The 19,172-nt window shown below is 45.6% G+C and carries 17 protein-coding genes and 1 pseudogene; 15 read left to right on the forward strand and 3 right to left on the reverse strand.

Features of this window, described 5'->3' with window-relative positions:
* Position 1: 1 nt before the first annotated feature.
* From QTN94_RS03145 to pgpA, 6 genes are all read left to right on the forward strand, one after another.
* On the forward strand, positions 2-655 hold the full coding sequence (locus QTN94_RS03145; protein WP_331416127.1) for a riboflavin synthase: 654 nt from the start codon (positions 2-4) through the stop codon (positions 653-655).
* Between the two features lie 59 nt (positions 656-714).
* Positions 715-1,824: a bifunctional 3,4-dihydroxy-2-butanone-4-phosphate synthase/GTP cyclohydrolase II gene (ribBA, locus tag QTN94_RS03150; protein WP_331416126.1), complete on the forward strand. Its 1,110-nt coding sequence runs from the start codon at positions 715-717 to the stop codon at positions 1,822-1,824.
* A gap of 188 nt (positions 1,825-2,012) precedes the next feature.
* Positions 2,013-2,483 (forward strand): 6,7-dimethyl-8-ribityllumazine synthase, encoded by a 471-nt coding sequence (gene ribH / locus QTN94_RS03155; RefSeq protein ID WP_078534915.1) that lies wholly within the window; start codon positions 2,013-2,015, stop codon positions 2,481-2,483.
* On the forward strand, positions 2,483-2,950 hold the full coding sequence (gene nusB / locus QTN94_RS03160) for a transcription antitermination factor NusB (protein ID WP_138973464.1): 468 nt from the start codon (positions 2,483-2,485) through the stop codon (positions 2,948-2,950). The genes ribH and nusB overlap by 1 nt, the downstream gene beginning before the upstream one ends.
* Before the next feature lie 77 nt (positions 2,951-3,027).
* Positions 3,028-3,993, forward strand: a complete 966-nt coding sequence (gene thiL, locus QTN94_RS03165) for a thiamine-phosphate kinase (protein WP_331426842.1) — start codon at positions 3,028-3,030, stop codon at positions 3,991-3,993.
* Positions 3,994-4,006: 13 nt separating this feature from the next.
* Complete coding sequence (gene pgpA, locus QTN94_RS03170; RefSeq protein ID WP_331416124.1) at positions 4,007-4,513, forward strand: phosphatidylglycerophosphatase A; 507 nt, start codon at positions 4,007-4,009, stop codon at positions 4,511-4,513.
* Between the two features lie 319 nt (positions 4,514-4,832).
* On the opposite strand, the pseudogene QTN94_RS03175 reads toward pgpA, so the two are convergent.
* From QTN94_RS03175 to map, 3 genes and pseudogenes are all read right to left on the reverse strand, one after another.
* Positions 4,833-4,991 (reverse strand): annotated as a pseudogene (locus tag QTN94_RS03175) (DUF3461 family protein); the annotation flags it as partial.
* Between the two features lie 138 nt (positions 4,992-5,129).
* Positions 5,130-7,751 carry a bifunctional uridylyltransferase/uridylyl-removing protein GlnD gene (gene glnD, locus QTN94_RS03180; protein ID WP_331416122.1) on the reverse strand — a complete coding sequence of 874 codons (2,622 nt, stop codon included), beginning with the start codon at positions 7,749-7,751 and terminating at the stop codon, positions 5,130-5,132.
* A 103-nt stretch (positions 7,752-7,854) separates the two neighbouring features.
* Complete coding sequence (gene map, locus QTN94_RS03185) at positions 7,855-8,733, reverse strand: type I methionyl aminopeptidase (RefSeq protein ID WP_138973459.1); 879 nt, start codon at positions 8,731-8,733, stop codon at positions 7,855-7,857.
* Positions 8,734-9,095: 362 nt separating this feature from the next.
* Here map and rpsB point away from each other — a divergent pair, with 362 nt between their 5' ends.
* The 9 genes from rpsB (at position 9,096) to bamA (ending at position 19,170) form a co-directional block, all read left to right on the forward strand.
* Entirely contained in the window at positions 9,096-9,824 is a 729-nt protein-coding gene (rpsB, locus tag QTN94_RS03190) for a 30S ribosomal protein S2 (protein WP_269376688.1), read from the forward strand.
* Positions 9,825-9,955: 131 nt separating this feature from the next.
* Positions 9,956-10,798: a translation elongation factor Ts gene (gene tsf, locus QTN94_RS03195; RefSeq protein WP_269376689.1), complete on the forward strand. Its 843-nt coding sequence runs from the start codon at positions 9,956-9,958 to the stop codon at positions 10,796-10,798.
* A 225-nt stretch (positions 10,799-11,023) separates the two neighbouring features.
* Positions 11,024-11,755, forward strand: a complete 732-nt coding sequence (gene pyrH, locus QTN94_RS03200; protein WP_138973457.1) for a UMP kinase — start codon at positions 11,024-11,026, stop codon at positions 11,753-11,755.
* Positions 11,756-11,852: 97 nt separating this feature from the next.
* Positions 11,853-12,410, forward strand: coding sequence for a ribosome recycling factor (gene frr / locus QTN94_RS03205; RefSeq protein WP_138973456.1), 558 nt, complete (start codon positions 11,853-11,855; stop codon positions 12,408-12,410).
* A gap of 95 nt (positions 12,411-12,505) precedes the next feature.
* Complete coding sequence (locus QTN94_RS03210) at positions 12,506-13,261, forward strand: isoprenyl transferase (protein WP_138973455.1); 756 nt, start codon at positions 12,506-12,508, stop codon at positions 13,259-13,261.
* Between the two features lie 11 nt (positions 13,262-13,272).
* Entirely contained in the window at positions 13,273-14,115 is an 843-nt protein-coding gene (locus QTN94_RS03215) for a phosphatidate cytidylyltransferase (RefSeq protein WP_138973454.1), read from the forward strand.
* Between the two features lie 41 nt (positions 14,116-14,156).
* Positions 14,157-15,365: a 1-deoxy-D-xylulose-5-phosphate reductoisomerase gene (ispC, locus tag QTN94_RS03220; protein ID WP_331416121.1), complete on the forward strand. Its 1,209-nt coding sequence runs from the start codon at positions 14,157-14,159 to the stop codon at positions 15,363-15,365.
* Positions 15,362-16,720, forward strand: a complete 1,359-nt coding sequence (gene rseP, locus QTN94_RS03225; RefSeq protein WP_331426844.1) for a sigma E protease regulator RseP — start codon at positions 15,362-15,364, stop codon at positions 16,718-16,720. The genes ispC and rseP overlap by 4 nt, the downstream gene beginning before the upstream one ends.
* Positions 16,721-16,758: 38 nt before the next feature.
* Entirely contained in the window at positions 16,759-19,170 is a 2,412-nt protein-coding gene (gene bamA, locus QTN94_RS03230; protein ID WP_331426846.1) for an outer membrane protein assembly factor BamA, read from the forward strand.
* Positions 19,171-19,172: the final 2 nt, after the last annotated feature.

Here is a 19,172-nt window from a genome sequence, read left to right on the forward strand (position 1 = left end):
CATGTTTACAGGTATTGTAGAAGCAGTCGGTACCTTGACTGCAATCACGCCAAAGGGCGAAGACATTAGTGTGACGGTTGATGCTGGCAAGCTTGATATGAGTGATGTGAAGCTTGGCGATAGTATTGCCACCAATGGTGTCTGCTTAACGGTCGTCGCCTTTACTTCCACCAGTTATACCGCAGACTTGTCACTAGAAACCCTTGATAAAACAGGATTTACTGATTACCAAGCGGGTGACAAAGTTAACTTAGAAAAGGCGATGTTACCAACGACCCGGTTTGGCGGGCACATTGTCTCTGGGCATGTTGATGGAGTCGGCCAAATCGTTGAAAGAAATATGATAGGGCGTGCGATTGAATTCTGGGTATCAATGCCAGAGGAGCTGTCGAAATACGTTGCGGAAAAAGGTTCGATTACGGTTGATGGTATCAGCTTGACAGTGAACGCTCTACGCAAGAACGCGTTCAAACTCACCATAGTTCCGCATACGGGCGAAGAGACGACAATTGCCGATTTCCATGTGGGTCGAAAAGTGAACCTCGAAGTTGATGTACTTGCTCGCTATATGGAACGTTTACTGACCAGTCGAGAAGAGCAACAAACACAATCCAGCATCACCATGGAATTTTTACAGCAAAATGGATTTGCCTAGGTTAGGCAATGGTCTGACCGATTTAATTAGCCGCTAGAAGCCAAGATAGGAATATAAAGATGCCAATTAGTACGCCACAAGAAATTATTGATGATATTCGTTTAGGTAAAATGGTTATCCTGATGGATGACGAAGATCGTGAGAATGAAGGCGATTTAATCATGGCTGCTGAGCATGTGACTCCAGAAGCGATTAACTTCATGGCGACTCACGGTCGTGGCTTGATCTGCTTAACCATGACTAAAGCGCGTTGTGAGCGTCTTGGTTTGCCTCCTATGGTTCAAGACAACAATGCTCAGTACACCACCAACTTTACGGTTTCAATCGAAGCTGCGGAAGGCGTAACGACGGGTATTTCTGCCGCAGACCGCGCGCGTACAGTTCAGGCGGCAGTTGCGAAAGATGCCAAAGCCGCAGATCTTGTTCAGCCAGGCCACATCTTTCCTTTAGCGGCGCAAGAAGGCGGAGTTTTAACACGTGCCGGGCATACAGAAGCAGGTTGTGATTTAGCTCGTCTTGCTGGGCTAGAGCCAGCGGGTGTGATTGTCGAGATTCTCAATGACGATGGCACTATGGCACGCCGTCCTGACTTGGAAGTTTTTGCTGAAAAGCATGGCCTTAAACTGGGTACGATTGCAGATCTGATTGAATACCGCAATAACACGGAAACGACCATTGAGCGTGTCGCTGAATGTCAATTGCCTACCGAGTTTGGTGAATTTAACTTAGTGACTTACCGTGACACCATAGACAACCAAATCCACTATGCACTTTGCAAAGGTGAGTTAACCGCAGATGCACCGTTGGTCCGTGTTCATTTGCAAGATACTTTTACTGACTTACTGCATAGCGATAGAAATGCTGAGCGCAGTTGGACGCTTGATGCGGCCATGAAACGTATCGGTGAACAGGGCGGTGTTTTGGTTATTCTTGGTAACGAGGAGTCAACGGAACTGTTGATCCACCGCGTTAAAATGTTCGAAGCACAGGACAAAGGTCAAGCACCAACATTAGCGAAAAAACAAGGTACCTCTCGCCGCGTGGGGGTGGGATCGCAGATTCTTGCGGATCTTGGTGTGCATGATATGCGTCTATTGTCATCAACCAACAAAAAGTACCATGCGCTTGGCGGTTTTGGCCTGAACGTCGTTGAATATGTATGTGAGTAATCTTGGTCACTGACCTTGTTCTACCTACTCAATCAGGCCTTGTCGTTAGTGCAAGGCCTAAAACTTGTACTAGCCAAATGCTTTAGCTGCTGGGTACTCGTTCTGTTAAATTTCTATTAGATATTGCTCACAGATTTGTGCTAGAATCCGGCGATTCTCACTTGATGAACATAGTTAAAGGAAGGCTTATGAAAGTGATCGAGGGTGGCTTCCCAGCGCCAAACGCAAAAATTGCTATCGTTATTTCTCGTTTCAACAGTTTTATTAACGAAAGTCTATTGTCTGGTGCAATCGATACTTTAAAGCGTCACGGTCAAGTAAGCGAAGATAATATCACTATCGTTCGCTGTCCTGGTGCAGTAGAGCTTCCACTTGTTGCTCAGCGCGTAGCTAAAACCGGTAAGTACGATGCGATTGTATCACTAGGTACAGTAATTCGCGGTGGTACACCACACTTTGACTATGTTTGTAGTGAATGTAACAAGGGTCTTGCGCAGGTGTCTCTGGAATACAGTCTTCCAGTCGCATTTGGTGTACTGACTGTTGATACAATTGACCAAGCAATTGAGCGCGCAGGAACCAAGGCTGGTAATAAAGGTGCAGAGGCTGCACTAAGCGCACTTGAGATGATTAACGTTCTTTCAGAAATCGATTCCTAATGGGGGCCAGTGTGAAACCAGCCGCACGTCGTAATGCACGTCGATTCGCTCTACAAGCGATCTACTCTTGGCAAATTACTAAAGAAAATGTTGCTACGATTGAGGAGCAGTTTTTGTCAGGTGGCAAGTATGATGAAGAAGAACATCATGCATCAGAACCTGCACTATCTACTCCGGATACAGATGTCGCATACTTCCGTGACCTACTAACAGGTGTTGTGCTAAGTCACACAGAGCTAGATAGTAAGATTCGTCCATACACTGCTCGTCCAATGCAAGATTTGGATATGATGGAGCTAGCGCTTCTTCGTTTAGCAATGTATGAAATGACACGTCGTGAAGACGTGCCTTACAAAGTGGTCATTAACGAAGCGATTGAACTTGCAAAAGTGTTCGCGGCGGAAGATAGCCACAAATTCGTCAATGGTGTGCTAGATAAAGCGGCACCTCATGTACGTAAGAAATAATCGGTTTTGATTATCTAAAGGTCAGCAAATGCTGACCTTTTTTATGTCCAAACATTCAATAATTTAACGGTCATAGTATGTCTGGTGAATTTAATCTGATTGAAAAATATTTTGTTAATCGTCAGAAGCAACGGAAAGACGTTGTGCTTGCCGCAGGTGACGATTGTGCATTGGTAAAAGTACCAGAGAACCTTTCTGTGGCGATCAGTACCGATACTTTAGTTGCAGGGACACACTTCCTGGCTGATGCAAACCCTAGCTGGGTTGCGCACAAGGCATTAGCGTCCAATATTAGTGATCTTGCAGCAATGGGGGCGACCCCGAGTTGGGTATCACTTGCGTTAACTATGCCGAGCCCAGATGAGTTATGGCTGGCGCCCTTCTGTGATGCTTTCTTTGAGTTGGCGGATTACTACGGAATCCAGTTAATTGGTGGTGATACCACTAAAGGGCCTTTAAGTATCACTTTAACCGTGCAGGGTTTAGTGGATGCAGATAAAGCATTACGTCGAGATGGTGCTCAGGTTGGCGATTGGGTCTACGTTACCGGGGTGCTCGGTGACAGCAAAGCAGGCTTAGATGTGGTGCTTGATAACAGTTTGCGTCGTAAGCCTTTTGCCGAGCAACTGGAGCAGCGTCATTACCTAGCAACACCAAGAGTGCTGGTGGGGCAAGCACTACTCAATTTGGCTAGTTCCGTTATCGATATTTCTGACGGACTGATTTCTGATATCAAGCATATATTGAATCGCTCACACGTTGGGGTAAGCCTTGACGTAGCACAACTTCCTGTTTCTAATGAACTTACTCAGTTTGTAGGCAGTGCAGAGCTTGCTCTGCAATATGCGTTATCAAGTGGTGAAGAGTATGAACTGTGCTTTACCGTCCCTGAGCAGAACAAGGGATCGATTGAAAGTGCACTCGCACATTGTGGCGCTAAGGTAACATGTATCGGCCAGATTCGTCCTCAGGGAACCTTTGAACTGCACAGTAATGGGCAACCAATCGACTGGCACCTAAGCGGCTACGATCACTTTAAGTAAGATATAATCAGTTATGACAAATCCTCTTTCTCTTATCTCATTAAAAAATCCATGGCACCTACTTGCGACTGGTTTCGGTAGTGGTCTATCGCCCATCGTGCCGGGTACGATGGGTACGCTAGCGGCGATCCCCTTCTATTTGCTGCTGGTGCAATTACCTCTGCCTTTGTATCTTGTTGCACTCGTCGTTGCTTGCATCGTCGGTGTAAAAATTTGCCAAGTCACCTCGGATGATATGGGGGTTCATGATCATGGCTCAATTGTATGGGATGAGTTTGCTGGCTTTTGGATTACCATGTTAGTGGTCCCAGTACTAAACCTGTCGGCATATGACTGGAAATGGCTGTTAACGGGCTTTGTTCTGTTCCGATTCTTCGACATGGTAAAACCATGGCCTATCGGCTGGTTGGATAAGCGAGTACATGGTGGGTTAGGTATTATGCTGGATGATATTGTCGCTGGTGTGATGGCGGGTGTGGCGCTTTATCTGGTTGGCAAATATGCGGGTTGGCTTGTTTAAAGATTCGAGACCGGGCTTCGCCCTACGAGAATCTAGAACGCTTCGCTCCGAGAGTCGAGAAATTAGAACGCTGCGCTTCGAGAACGGACTTCGTCCTACGAGAATTTAGAACGGGCTGCGCCCTTCGAGAGGTGCAGGTATCTGATACAGAGTTTTTTGTTCTAAAATCCAGAAAAAAAGGTTGACGCTTTCACGTCAACCTTCCAAAAATTTCTCGCTTCTCGCTTCTCGCTTCTCGCTTCTCGCTTCTCGCTTCTCGCTTCTCGCTTCTCGCTTCTCGCTTCTCGCTTCTCGCTTCTCGCTTCTCGCTTCTCGCTTCTTGTCGTGGGTATTTGAACTTGACGCTTTTCGCGAACAACTCACCTTTTTGTTTGTGAAAATAGATTTTTAACACATCCTTGTGCGCTTCTTGACGAAGGGAATAGCGCTCAATTTGTTTAGGATCGTGAATACCTAAACCAGTGAGGTGTGGATACATAGGCTACCTCTATTGTGTTGCAGTGACTATCCCTACTCAAAGCGAGTAGGGATTAACAATTCACTATTAATGTAGCAGTCAATATTCGTGGTAGACAGCGCTTTTTTAACCAAGTTAATAACTTGTGGTCGAGATCGCTTACGGTGCCAGTTCAGCGATGTTTTTAATCAAGTTTTCGCGCAATTCTTGCTGTTCTTCCTCTGTTAATTTGCCACCATTTTGGCTAGTAATGATGAACAAGTCTTCGGCACGTTCGCCAATGGTTGTGATCTTCGCAGCGTGCAGATCAATCCCCAAATCGGCAAAGGTTGCTCCTACCGTTGCCAGCAATCCAGGAGTATCCAGAGCGACAAACTCGAGTAAGGTACGCTTTTTGCTCTTTGTCGGTAGGAAATCGACCGTCGTCTTGACCTGAAAATGTTGCAGGTTACGCGGAATCCGGCGTGTCTTGATTTTGGTTGGTCTACCATCTTCAAGTACGTGTGCCAGATGTTTAATCACTGCTTTATGGCGGCTTTCGTCAATCACTTCACCATGCTGATCTAGAACCATAAAAGTATCGAGTACGTAACCATCCTTGCTGGTCATGACTTGCGCGTCATGAACGTTGAAGTTACGTCGGTCAAGTTCTGCGACCACAGTGGCGAAAAGCGCATGCTGGTCTTTACTATAGACAAACACTTCTGTACCACCACGAGTGGCTTTTTTAGACATAAGGATCAGTGGCTTGGTATGGTCTTCATGGCGAAGTAAGTGCATACAGTGCCAAGCGATCTGTTTGTGTGTATGGCGTAAAAAATAATCTGCCTTAAAGCGCTGCCACAATACTTCAATTTCTCGGGCACTAAACCCTTCTTTGCGCAGCAAAGCCGAGGCTAATTGTTGGTTGTGACGAATACGTTCCCTAACATCGACAGGGTTTTCCAAGCCGCGGCGCAGTGCTCGTTGCGTTGAGTAAAAAAGCTCCGCAAGCAAGGTACGCTTCCAGCTGTTCCATAATTCTGGGTTGGTGGCACAAATATCCGCGACCGTGAGACAAACCAGATACTCTAAATACTCTTCATCACGAACTTGTTTCGCAAACTCAGTAATCACCTCCGGATCATAGATATCACGGCGCTGAGCGGTCACAGACATCAGTAGATGGTTTCTAACTAACCAAGAAACTAGCTTTGCTTCAGGCTTAGATAAACCGTGTTCGATACAAAAATCGTACGCTTCACCTTCACCAATAACCGAGTGATCTCCCCCACGACCTTTGCCTATGTCATGGAAAATGGCTGCGATGATCAATAACTCTTTTTTCTGAATTCTCGGATAGACTTCGCAGCAGATAGGGTGTTTATCGTGGTTTTTAGCGTAGCCGAAGGTGTTGATATGTTTTAGGAGTCGCACGCTGTGTTCATCAACGGTATAGACATGAAACAAATCAAACTGCATCTGGCCGACGATTTGGCTCCATTGAGGCAGATAGGCCGCTAGTACTCCAAGTTTGTGCATCAGACTGAAGGCTTTGTGTAGTGCATTTGGATGACGACAAAGCTCTAAGAACTTTTCACGAGCTTCTGGAATGGTGTGTAAAAATTTATTCAGGCGTCGACGAGCGGTTCTTAGTTGGCGCATGGTCGGTGGCGAGACACCTTCAATGGTTGAATCATTCGCGATATGCAGGAACATATCTAAGATAGTTTCAGGACGCGCCTGAAATAACGCAGGTTTACGCGCTTCAATAAGATGACCGCGACGCTGAAAATCCTCGCTGAGAACTTCTGGCTTATCTTCGATACCGTTGTCGAGGATCGCCTGATCAAACAGCTTGAGTAACATTTTATTCAGTTCTGCTACGCGGCGAAGCGTACGATAAAACTCTTTCATCATCATCTCAACGCCTCGATTTCCTTCCCCAGTATATCCAAGGCTTTCAGCCACCTGAGGCTGATGAGCAAAGGTGAGGCGGTTATCATAGCGTTTTAACTCAATGTGCAACGCGAAGCGAACGCGCCATAGAAAATCCTGACACTCGACCAGTTCTCGGTACTCGGCATCGGTTAGAAATCCATAGCGACTCATTTCGAGTAGAGACGTTGCACCAAAGTGACGACGTGCGACCCAACTCAGAGTGTGTATGTCACGTAAACCACCTGGCGTAGACTTAATATCCGGCTCTAAATTGTAAGTCGTATCGTGGTAACGAGCATGTCGGTCGCGCTGCTCTTGAACCTTGGCCTTGTAGAAAATCTCACTTGGCCAAAATGATTCTGAATGAATCACCATTTTTAGCTGGTGAAAGGTATCTTCGCAACCACATAGCAAACGAGCCTCTTGTAAGTTCGTCGCCACCGTGAGGTCTTCACGTCCTATGGCAGCACACTCTTCGACACTACGTACCGCGTGGCCGACTTCTAAACGTAAATCCCAAAGTAGGGTAATGAATTCACTCACTTTGCTGGCAAGTGCATCAGGCAGTGCCTTACGCGATACAACCAGGATATCGATGTCTGACAGTGGGTGTAGTTCACCTCGACCATAACCGCCAACAGCGACAAGGCTAATATTAGGTAAGGCGGTAAAGCCAAAATGTTGCCACAAACGGTTGAGAAGTAGGTCGATATATTCAGCTCGACCTAATACCAAGTCGGTCACTGGGTGATGGGCAAGAAACTCTTGTTTCTGGTAATCAGCAAATTTTTCTAGCTGGTTTTTTAACTCAGCAATTGTGAGCTGTTGATCGTCAAAAGTGAGTGGTGATTGAAACGGCATACAGCGAATCCATGCAAAACAGTCCTGATGACCAATCTATCAGACTTATAAGGATAAAAAAATATCCCCGACTGGGCGGGGATATTTGAGGAACTTGCGTTGATTATGCGTTGTTCATTAGGCGAGGGATGGTGTCATCGCTACGCAGCGTTAACACTTCACAGCCGTTTTTCGTCACCAAGATGGTGTGTTCATACTGGGCTGACTTCTTACCATCACCAGTGTAAACCGTCCAATCATCTTCGGCATCAACAGTCACACCAAACTTACCTTCGTTAATCATTGGTTCAATGGTAAAACACATGCCTTCTTTTAGTACTCGGCGGTCGTTATTTTTGTAGTGAACGATTTGAGGCTCTTCGTGGAACTCGTTACCAATACCGTGACCACAGAAATCTTTAACAATAGAGAACTTATTGCGTGGATTGTTCTTGTTGTTAGTTTTGATGTATTTCTCAATTGCCGTACCAATATCACCAACGGTTGCGCCTGGTTTCACTTGACGCATACCAATGTATAGCGCTTCTTGGGTGACCATACATAGACGTTTGTCAGCAGGAGATACTTCGCCGACAAAGAACATCTTCGATGTATCACCATGGTAACCCTCTGGGCGGACAGACAAATCAGCGTCAGCATCGTTAGGGATGATAACGGTAATATCAACGTTAATGATGTCGCCATTTTTGAGCACAGCAGGTTTCAGTTGCCCATTGCTGCCTACTTCGTCTGCTGAAGCTGGAATACCGTGACATACAATGTGGTTGATGGACGTACAGATTGATTTAGGGAATCCATGGTAATCAAGAGGTGCAGAATATGCGCCTTTTTCAATCCCGTAATCGTGACAGATTTGGTTTAGCTCATCTGTTGTCACACCTTCTTTGATGTGCGGTTCGATCATTTCTAGGATTTCAGCGGCCAACGCGCCCGCTAGTCGCATACGTTCGATTTCTTCAGCTGTTTTAATCTTGATTGACATCGGCTTTCTCTATTTGTTCTTGTGCACAAGTGAGTGCGAATCGGCGCATTCTATCAGGAACACAACATAATGAGAATTATTCTTCATCTTTTGATAGTACGTGTGGGAATGAAAATAGTGCACTCTCATCCCTAACAATCGTTTTTTTACTAGCCATGATAGGCAAAAATATGGTATAAAGCGCGCCGGAAATGTGGTCTGTTCTCTCTAGCTGAACGTTTATCAGGTGGCGAAACTGATTACTTCCGACTAACTTATATCTTTAAATCACACACATTCCGTCACATATTCCGGGGTGCTGGGCAGAAGCCTAGTCGGAGTTATGGGGGATGTGGAGGCCTAACCCCATAGAGGATTTTAAAATGGCAACTGTATCAATGCGCGATATGCTGAAAGCTGGTGTTCACTTCGGTCACCAAACTCGTTACTGGAACCCAAAAATGAAGCCATTCATCTTTGGTGCTCGTAACCGCGTTCACATCATCAACCTAGAAAAAACTGTACCAATGTTCAACGAAGCTCTAGCTGAACTAGCTAAAGTTGGCGAGAAGAAAGGTAAAGTTCTATTCGTAGGTACTAAGCGCGCTGCATCTGAAGCTGTTAAAGAAGCTGCAATCGCAAGCAACCAGTACTACGTAAACAACCGCTGGTTAGGCGGTATGCTTACAAACTACAAAACTGTTCGTCAATCAATCAAGCGTCTAAAAGAACTTGAAGCTCAAGCTCAAGACGGTACTTTTGACAAACTAACTAAGAAAGAAGCTCTAATGCGTACTCGTGAAATGGAGAAGCTAGAGAAATCTCTTGGTGGTATCAAAGACATGGGCGGCCTACCAGACGCTCTATTCGTAATCGATGCTGATCACGAACACATTGCGATTAAAGAAGCTAACAACCTAGGTATCCCAGTTTACGCTGTAGTAGATACTAACTCTAACCCAGACGGCGTTGACTACATCATCCCAGGTAACGACGATGCGATCCGTGCAGTTCAGCTTTACCTAAACGCTGCTGCTGCTTCAGTAACTGAAGGTCGTAACAAAGACGTAGCTGCTGTTGCTGAGAAAGACGGTTTCGTAGAAGCTGAATAATAGCGGCTCCGAGTCACACTTAGTCTATGTGCAACCAAGTTGTAGCATAAACTGAGTTATAGTTATCAGCAGGGGCCGAAAATGTAGGCCCCTGTTTTTTACCAAATCCAGAATCAACTGAGGAATAGAGAATGGCTGTTACTGCTGCTCTAGTTAAAGAACTGCGCGAACGTACTGGCGCAGGTATGATGGAATGTAAGAAAGCGCTTGTTGAAGCAAACGCTGACATCGAACTAGCAATCGAAAACATGCGTAAATCAGGTGCTGCTAAAGCTGCTAAGAAAGCAGGTAACGTAGCGGCTGAAGGCGCAATCATCATCAAAGAAGAAAACGGTGTTGCTGTTCTTCTTGAAGTTAACTGCCAAACTGACTTCGTTGCTAAAGATGGTAACTTCACAGCATTCGCTGAAAAAGTAGCTCTAGAAGCTCTAGCGGCTAAATCATCTGTTGAAGAACTAGTAGCTAAGTTCGAAGAAGAGCGTGTAGCTCTAGTTGCTAAAATCGGTGAAAACATCAACATCCGTCGCGTACAATACGTTGAAGGTGCTGCACTAGCTTCTTACCGTCACGGCGAGAAAATCGGTGTTGTTGTTGCTGGTGAAGGCGACGCGGAAACTCTTAAGCACGTTGCAATGCACGTTGCTGCTTCACGTCCAGAATACGTGAACCCAGAAGACGTACCAGCTGAAGTAGTAGCGAAAGAGCGTGAAGTTCAAGTAGAAATCGCTATGAACGAAGGCAAGCCAAAAGAAATCGCAGAGAAAATGGTTGAAGGCCGCATGAAGAAATTCACTGGCGAAGTTTCTCTAACTGGTCAAGCTTTCATCATGGAGCCTAAGAAAACTGTTGGCGAAATGCTGAAAGAAAAAGGTGCTTCAGTTTCTACGTTCGTTCGCCTAGAAGTTGGTGAAGGTATCGAGAAAGCAGAAGGCCTAAGCTTCGCTGAAGAAGTAGCACTAGCTCAAAAAGGTTAATCCTTAGCGAATTGTGCAAATATTAGACCGTGGCCTTGGCTGCGGTCTTTTTACGATAACGGTAGTAAACGGTTAGCCGTGATGAATAGGGGAAACAACGCCTAGATGTCAGTGTCAAGTCCCTAGAGTGCCAAGGTCTTCTCTAGCGACTTAGAACGAATCACTAGGTTCTTTCCTCTATCCATGACTGTTAATCAATAACTCTCTTTTTGGAAGGTAAACTCCATGACAACGAACCCTAAACCAGCGTATCAACGTATTCTGTTAAAACTGAGTGGTGAAGCTCTTCAAGGCAATGAAGGTTTCGGCATCGATCCTGCGATCCTTGATCGTATGGCACAAGAAGTAAAAGAGCTGGTTGAACTTGGTGTTCAAGTGGGTGTGGTAATCGGTGGTGGTAACCTTTTCCGTGGCGCAGGTCTAGCTGAAGCGGGTATGAACCGAGTTGTGGGCGACCACATGGGTATGCTTGCAACAGTAATGAATGGTCTAGCAATGCGCGATGCACTGCACCGTGCTTACGTGAATGCTCGTGTAATGTCAGCAATTCCTTTGAAAGGTGTGTGTGACGACTATAACTGGGCTGATGCTATCCGCGAACTTCGCCAAGGCCGCGTGGTTATCTTCTCAGCAGGTACTGGTAACCCATTCTTCACGACGGATTCTGCTGCTTGTTTGCGCGGTATTGAAATTGAAGCGGACGTAGTTCTAAAAGCGACAAAAGTGGATGGCGTATTTAGTGCTGACCCTGTAGCAAACCCAGACGCAGAACTGTATGATAAGCTCTCATTCAATGCTGTTCTTGATAAAGAACTGAAAGTGATGGATTTGGCAGCGTTCACGTTAGCTCGTGACCACAAAATGCCAATTCGCGTATTCAACATGAATAAGCCAGGCGCACTACGTCGCGTGGTTATGGGTGAAGCAGAAGGCACGCTAATCAGCGATGCAGAGTAATTCCAATCGCCGCAGCAGATTTAATGCTGCGGTATTGCCTTTTGAAGACTCCCTATTAGGCTTTCTTCGAGAAAGATTTACACATTAAGGTGATATTGTGATTAACGAAATCAAACAAGACGCTCAAGAGCGCATGGAAAAAAGCGTTGAAGCGCTAAAGAACAACCTTTCTAAAGTTCGCACAGGTCGTGCGCACCCAAGCTTATTATCTGGTATCTCGGTCGAGTACTACGGCGCATCAACACCTCTTAACCAAGTAGCGAACGTTATTGCAGAAGATGCTCGTACGCTAGCAATCACGGTATTTGATAAAGAGCTGACTCAAAAAGTTGAGAAAGCAATCATGATGTCTGATTTGGGTTTAAACCCAATGTCTGCGGGTACTATCATTCGCGTTCCACTTCCACCGCTAACAGAAGAGCGTCGTAAAGACCTTGTTAAGATCGTTCGTGGTGAAGCTGAAGGTGGTCGTGTTGCGATCCGTAACATCCGTCGTGATGCAAACGGTGAGCTAAAAGCACTACTTAAAGACAAAGAAATCTCTGAAGATGAAGATCGTAAAGGTCAGGAAGAGATTCAAAAACTTACTGATGCAGCAGTTAAACTTGTTGACGAAGTGCTAGCGGCAAAAGAAAAAGAGTTGATGGAAGTCTAATTCTCCATAAACTTAACGCATAATTGGCGCTGTGCTCGCAGCACAGCGTTTTTTTATGCTACTCTTTGTCCCTGCCGATTATCTATCAACGTCTTATGCATAATTCACAACTCTCCCCTGATTTACTTCCAAAACATATCGCAATCATTATGGATGGCAATGGCCGTTGGGCAAAGGCACAAGGTAAACCTCGTGTGTTTGGCCATAAAAATGGTGTTGCAGCGGTACGAAAAGCCATTGCGACTTCGGCAAAGCTCGGAATCAAGGCTATTACTCTTTTTGCGTTTAGCAGTGAAAACTGGAGAAGGCCAGAAGAAGAAGTTGGCGTCTTGATGGAACTGTTCATTACAGTGCTTTCAACGGAAGTGAAAAAACTGCATAAGAACAACTTACGCCTACGAGTGATTGGTGAAACCTCTCGTTTCAATGACCGCTTGCAAAAGAAAATCGCTCAAGCTGAAGCAATGACTGCCTCAAATACAGGAATGGTCATTAACATTGCAGCCAATTATGGCGGTAAGTGGGATATTATGCAGGCAACAAAAGCAATTTCAGCTAAGGTTGCCGCCGGTGAACTAACGTGTGATGAGATTAGCGAAGAGCTGATCACTCAACACTTAACCATGGCAGATTTACCTGAAGTTGATTTAATGATTCGGACCAGCGGTGAATGTAGGATCAGTAATTTCATGCTTTGGCAGATGGCCTACGCAGAAATGTACTTTACACCGATATACTGGCCCGAGTTTGATGAAAACAGCTTGATCGAAGCAGTGACTTGGTTTGTCAATCGTGAGCGACGTTTTGGTTGCACTGGCGAACAGATCAAGGCATTGATGGAAAGTGAATAAAGGACCTAAGTTTGAAACAAAGAATTATAACTGCGCTTATCCTTGCTCCTTTAGTGATTTTGGGGATTTTTGAACTCTCGCTGCCACTGTTTACACTAGCCATTGCTGCTGTAATGTTGATTGGCTATTGGGAGTGGACTCAGTTTGTAGAGCCGAAATCTCGTTGGATGGCACTTATTCCTGCAGTACTAGTTAGTGCGCTAAGTATGGCCTTTATTCCGTTTGATGCCATCAGTCTCAACCAAGTTGTAGAGCCGCACTATATGGTATTAGCAGTGGGCTGTGTTTGGTGGATTGTCTCAAGCTTATTAGCGATTACCTATCCCAAGTCTTCGGCGTTGTGGCAAAACTCAACATTACTCCGACACGCATTTGGTATTCTCACACTATTACCTTTCTTCTGGAGCGTGTTACTGCTGCGCGCTGAAGGCATTGATAGTGATGCGTACCATGGTGCCAAGCTTGTGTTGTATGTATGTTTGATCGTATGGGCTGCCGATAGCGGTGCCTATTTTGCCGGCAAGAGCTTGGGCAAACGCAAGATGGCTCCCCATGTGAGTCCGAATAAAACCATTGAAGGTCTGATCGGCGGTATTATCACTGCAGTGGTTATTGGCTGGTTAGCTGCTGATTGGTTCGATATAGAATTTTCCAGTCCACTGGTCATGATTGCAATTACTTTAGTGACGGTAGTGATTTCTGTATTAGGTGACCTAGTCGAAAGCATGTTTAAGCGCGTATCAGGTATAAAGGATAGTAGTAATATTATCCCAGGCCATGGCGGTGTGCTGGATCGCATCGATAGCTTGACAGCGGCATTCCCTGTTTTTGCATTTCTTTACTTCATTTTTTAGGCGAGCTTCGGCTTGCCTAAGTCATCAATCGGTTTATTGCTATGCGTAAGCTAACAATTTTAGGTGCTACTGGTTCGATCGGTGCAAGCACGTTTAAAGTCATCGAACAGAACCCACAACAATTTTCTGTTGTCGCGCTTGCCGCGGGTAACAACGTCGCGAAAATGCGCGAATTGTGCCAGAGATGGCAGCCTAAGTATGCCGTCATGGCAAACGACGGTGCAGCCATGACGCTAAAACAGCAATTGGCAGAGCTGAACATTGCTACTGAAGTACTTTCAGGCGTTAATGCAATGTGTCATGTCTCTTCCTTTGATGAAGTTGATACCGTTATGGCTGCGATCGTTGGTGCAGCTGGTCTATTGCCAACGATGGCGGCGGTGAAAGCGGGTAAACGCGTGCTGCTTGCCAACAAAGAAGCCTTAGTCATGTCTGGGCAACTGTTTATTGATGCCGTCAAACAGCATGGCGCAGAGCTAATGCCTGTTGACAGTGAGCACAATGCAATATTCCAATGTTTACCGAGCGAGATTCAAACCAACTTAGGCCGCTGTGATTTAAATCAGCATGGTATCTCAAATATCCTGCTTACTGGTTCAGGTGGCCCATTCCGTTACAGCGATATTGATACGCTAAGTCGTGTTACACCAGAAGAGGCGATCGCTCATCCTAACTGGTCTATGGGGCCGAAAATTTCGGTAGATTCAGCGACTATGATGAATAAGGGGTTGGAATATATCGAGGCTAAGTGGCTGTTTAATACATCACGCGAACAGCTGAAAGTACTGATTCATCCTCAATCGGTTATTCATTCGATGGTGCAATATCGCGATGGTTCTGTGTTAGCGCAAATGGGCGAACCTGATATGGCGACGCCAATTGCGTTAACCTTGTCTTACCCTGATCGTGTATCAGCCGGTGTTGCACCTCTTGATTTTACGAAAGTTGGTCAGCTAACGTTTCTAGAGCCTGACTATGCTCGATACCCATGCTTGAAGCTGGCGATTGATGCCTGCTATGAAGGTCAACATGCCACGACCGCTGTCAATGCGGCCAATGAAGTTGCGGTCAGCGCATTCCTTGGTCGACAGTTGTCGTTTACTGATATAGCAGTGGTTAATCAGAAAGTACTGAACAAAGTCTGTGCTGATACTAACCAGTCGCACTGTCACGACTTGGAAAGCATTCTCGAGGTCGATAGAATGGCAAGAGAATTAGCGGCCAATTGGGTAAGAGAGCGTAAGCTATGACCGGTATTTTATGGAACTTTGTTTCCTTCATAGTTGCTTTAGGCATATTAGTCGCAGTCCATGAGTTTGGTCACTTTTGGGTGGCACGCCGTTGTGGTGTAAGAGTCGAAAAGTTTTCTATCGGCTTCGGTAAGTCTATCTGGAGTAAGGTGGACAAAGACGGTACAGAATACAGTCTGTCTATTATTCCACTCGGTGGCTACGTGAAGATGCTTGATGGGCGAGTCGATGATTTGGCTCAAGGTGACGAGCAATATGCGTTCGACAGAAAGCCTTTGTGGAAGCGCACTGCTATTGTCGCCGCTGGACCTGCATTTAATTTCCTCTTTGCTATCTTTGCATACTGGTTGGTTTTTCTGATCGGTGTTCCCGCTGTGAAGCCTGTAGTTGGTCAAGTTACTCCTTATTCTATTGCTGCCGAAGCAGGTTTAGAACCTGGTATGGAACTAAAAGCCGTTTCTGGCGTCAAAACTGCGGATTGGGAATCGGTTAATATGGGTTTGATTTCTCATATTGGCGATGATCAACTCACCATAACCGTTGCGCCGGTTGAAGGTGTTGGTATCGAAGAAATTAAGCACTTTGACCTGCGTAATTGGAACTTTGACCCCGAGAAAGAGTCTGCTATGTCAGCGTTAGGGTTTGTACCTTATACGCCAGAAATCACGGCTCGACTCACCAGTGTCTCACCTGAGGGTGCAGGTGCACGTGCGGGGCTAGAAATTGGCGACCGCTTAGCCAAAGTGGATGGTGTTGAAGTCACTGATTGGCAGCAGGTGGTGACAAGTATTCAGCAGCACCCTAACTCTCCGGTTGAACTCGTCGTTGAACGCCATGGTCAAACTCTGTTACTGACCATCATTCCAGATAGTCGTGAGCTATCAGGTGATAAAGTAATAGGTTTTGCGGGAATCGCACCTGAAGTCGCAGAATGGCCAGAAAATTATCGCTTCGACTTACAATTTGGTGTAATTGAATCAGTCGGTAAAGCGGTTGAGAAAACAGGTCAAGTAATCAATCTGACTATTAGTATGTTGAAGAAACTGATAGTAGGTGATGTGGGATTGAATAACTTAAGTGGACCTATTTCTATCGCGAAAGGAGCCGGAACGACGGCCGATTACGGCTTAGTTTATTTCTTGGGGTTCCTCGCATTAATCAGTGTGAACTTAGGGATTATTAACCTTGTACCGCTGCCTATGCTAGATGGCGGACATTTATTGTTTTTTGCTATTGAGGCTGTAATCAGACGCCCAGTACCAGAAAAGGTACAGGAAATGGGTTTCCGCATAGGCGGAGCTATTATCTTCTCTCTTATGGCAGTGGCAATTTTCAATGATTTTGCTCGTCTTTAGCTGAGTAAAGGTTGAAGTAAGGAATAACTAAAACAAATATGGCGATGAAAAATATTCTGTTTGCCACCTTGTTAGCAACAAGCGTGAGTGCAAATGGTGCCGAGAACTTTGTAGTTCAAGATATCAAAATTGAAGGCCTTCAGCGTGTTGCACTCGGTGCGGCATTACTAAAAATGCCAGTCCGTATTGGAGACACGGTTGATAACCAAGATGTCTCTGAAATGATTCGTGCTCTTTATGCCACTGGTAACTTCGAAGACATCAAAGTTTTAAGAGATAATGATGTGTTGGTGGTTCAAGTTAAAGAACGACCAACAATTGCAAGTATCTCTTTCTCTGGTAACAAAGCAATCAAAGAAGAGCAACTACAGCAGAACCTCGATGCATCAGGTATCCGCGTTGGTGAAGCGCTTGACCGCACAACGCTATCTACGATTGAAAAAGGTCTTGAAGACTTCTATTACAGCGTAGGTAAGTACAATGCGAACGTTAAAGCTGTGGTGACGCCACTGCCTCGTAACCGTTCAGACTTAAAGTTTGTCTTTACTGAAGGTGTTTCAGCTAAGATCAAGCAGATTAACTTTATTGGTAATACACAATACACCGATGAAGAGCTCCTAAGCCGCTTTGAACTTAATGTGGATGTCGCTTGGTGGAACTTCCTATCTGATGACAAGTACCAAAAACAAGTGCTTGCTGGTGATATTGAAGCGCTGAAATCTTATTACCTAGACCGTGGTTATCTGAAGTTCCAGATCGACTCTACTCAGGTTGCGATTTCACCAGACAAGAAAGGGGTTTATATCACCCTTGGCCTTAATGAAGGCCTGCCTTACACAGTAAAAGATGTGAAATTCCGTGGTGAGCTGCTAGGCAAAGAGCAAGAATTTGAAAATCTAGTTACTTTTGAACCGGGTGAAACCTACAACGGTTCTGCGGTAACTGGATTGGAAGAAGGCGTTAAACGCCTGCTAGGCGAAGCAGGTTATGCTTATCCTCAAGTTCGCACCGTTCCTGAATTCGATGATGAAAACCAATCTGTTTCGCTGGTGGTGAACGTGGAAGCGGGTAACCGTATCTATGTTCGCGATATCCGTTTTGTGGGCAACAATGCGACGAAAGATGAAGTTTTACGTCGTGAAATGCGTCAAATGGAAGGCAGCTGGCTTAACTCCAAATCGATTGAAACGGGTAAAAACCGTCTTAGCCGTTTAGGTTTCTTTGAAACCGTTGATGTGCAGACCGTTCGCGTACCCGGTAGTGAAGACCAAGTGGATTTGGTCTACAGCGTAAAAGAAGCGAACTCAGGCAGCGTTAACTTTGGTATCGGTTATGGTACCGAGTCTGGTGTGAGTTTCCAGGTTGGTCTTCAGCAAGATAACTTTGCGGGTAGTGGTAACCGCGTTGGTATCAATGCAATGATGAACGACTACCAGAAAAACATCAGCTTAGATTACCGTGATCCATACTGGAACCTTGATGGTGTTAGTTTGGGCGGAAAGATCTTCTACAACGAGTTTGAAGCATCGGAAGCGGGTATCGTTGACTACACCAACGAAAGTTATGGTGCCAGCTTAACTTGGGGTTTCCCATTCGATGAGCTGAACCGTTTTGAAATTGGTGTCGGCTACACTCACAACAAGATTGGTAATGTTCCGACGTACGACCAAGCCCAACGTTTTGCTCAAAGTATCGGTCAAGCCGACGGTGATATCATTACCAATGACTTTGATATGAACATTGCGTGGACGCGAAATAACCTTAACCGTGGTTACTTCCCGACTGCTGGTAACTATCAACGTGCATTTGCTAAGGCAACGGTACCGAGCTCAGACGCACAGTACTTCAAATTCCAGTATGATGTAAGGCAGTACGTGCCGATCACTAAGAAGCATGAGTTTACGTTACTGATGCGTGGTCGCTTGGGCTATGGTAATGGCTATGGCAAAACCGACGGCAACGACAACTTATTCCCGTTCTATGAAAACTACTATGCGGGTGGTTTTACAACCCTACGTGGTTTTGGCTCAAACAGTGCGGGTCCTAAAGCGGTTTACACAACCAACGGCAACCCAGATACCTGTAATAGCAGCAGTTGTGTGTCAGCAACCGACGATTCAGTCGGTGGTAACGCAGTTGCTCTTGCAAGCCTAGAGCTTATCGTACCAACGCCTTTCGCTTCTGAAGAAGTGAGAAGTCAAATCCGTACCAGTGTGTTTATTGATGCCGCGAGTGTATGGGACACTGAGTTTGTCTACGATCCTAAGTATGCGAATGATCCATACTATGGTGACTTCTCTGACCCGACAAACTATCGTGCGTCTTATGGTGCGGCGTTGCAGTGGATGTCTCCAATGGGACCATTAGTCTTCTCCATTGCGAAACCTATTGAAAGTTACGAAGGTGATGATGAAGAGTTCTTCACTTTCACCATCGGCAGAACCTTCTAATC

Source organism: Vibrio sp. M250220 (assembly GCF_036533795.1).
Classification (GTDB): domain Bacteria; phylum Pseudomonadota; class Gammaproteobacteria; order Enterobacterales; family Vibrionaceae; genus Vibrio.

Excerpts from the sequence above, each read along its gene's own strand:
- pgpA (WP_331416124.1), top strand. The coding sequence starts at position 4,007 with ATGACAAATCCTCTTTCTCTTATCTCATTAAAAAATCCATGGCACCTA.
- glnD (WP_331416122.1), bottom strand. The coding sequence starts at position 7,751 with ATGCCGTTTCAATCACCACTCACTTTTGACGATCAACAGCTCACAATT.
- rseP (WP_331426844.1), top strand. The coding sequence starts at position 15,362 with ATGACCGGTATTTTATGGAACTTTGTTTCCTTCATAGTTGCTTTAGGC.
- map (WP_138973459.1), bottom strand. The coding sequence starts at position 8,733 with ATGTCAATCAAGATTAAAACAGCTGAAGAAATCGAACGTATGCGACTA.
- QTN94_RS03145 (WP_331416127.1), top strand. The coding sequence starts at position 2 with ATGTTTACAGGTATTGTAGAAGCAGTCGGTACCTTGACTGCAATCACG.
- thiL (WP_331426842.1), top strand. The coding sequence starts at position 3,028 with ATGTCTGGTGAATTTAATCTGATTGAAAAATATTTTGTTAATCGTCAG.
- ribBA (WP_331416126.1), top strand. The coding sequence starts at position 715 with ATGCCAATTAGTACGCCACAAGAAATTATTGATGATATTCGTTTAGGT.
- ribH (WP_078534915.1), top strand. The coding sequence starts at position 2,013 with ATGAAAGTGATCGAGGGTGGCTTCCCAGCGCCAAACGCAAAAATTGCT.
- rpsB (WP_269376688.1), top strand. The coding sequence starts at position 9,096 with ATGGCAACTGTATCAATGCGCGATATGCTGAAAGCTGGTGTTCACTTC.
- bamA (WP_331426846.1), top strand. The coding sequence starts at position 16,759 with ATGGCGATGAAAAATATTCTGTTTGCCACCTTGTTAGCAACAAGCGTG.
- nusB (WP_138973464.1), top strand. The coding sequence starts at position 2,483 with ATGGGGGCCAGTGTGAAACCAGCCGCACGTCGTAATGCACGTCGATTC.
- pyrH (WP_138973457.1), top strand. The coding sequence starts at position 11,024 with ATGACAACGAACCCTAAACCAGCGTATCAACGTATTCTGTTAAAACTG.
- ispC (WP_331416121.1), top strand. The coding sequence starts at position 14,157 with ATGCGTAAGCTAACAATTTTAGGTGCTACTGGTTCGATCGGTGCAAGC.
- QTN94_RS03210 (WP_138973455.1), top strand. The coding sequence starts at position 12,506 with ATGCATAATTCACAACTCTCCCCTGATTTACTTCCAAAACATATCGCA.
- tsf (WP_269376689.1), top strand. The coding sequence starts at position 9,956 with ATGGCTGTTACTGCTGCTCTAGTTAAAGAACTGCGCGAACGTACTGGC.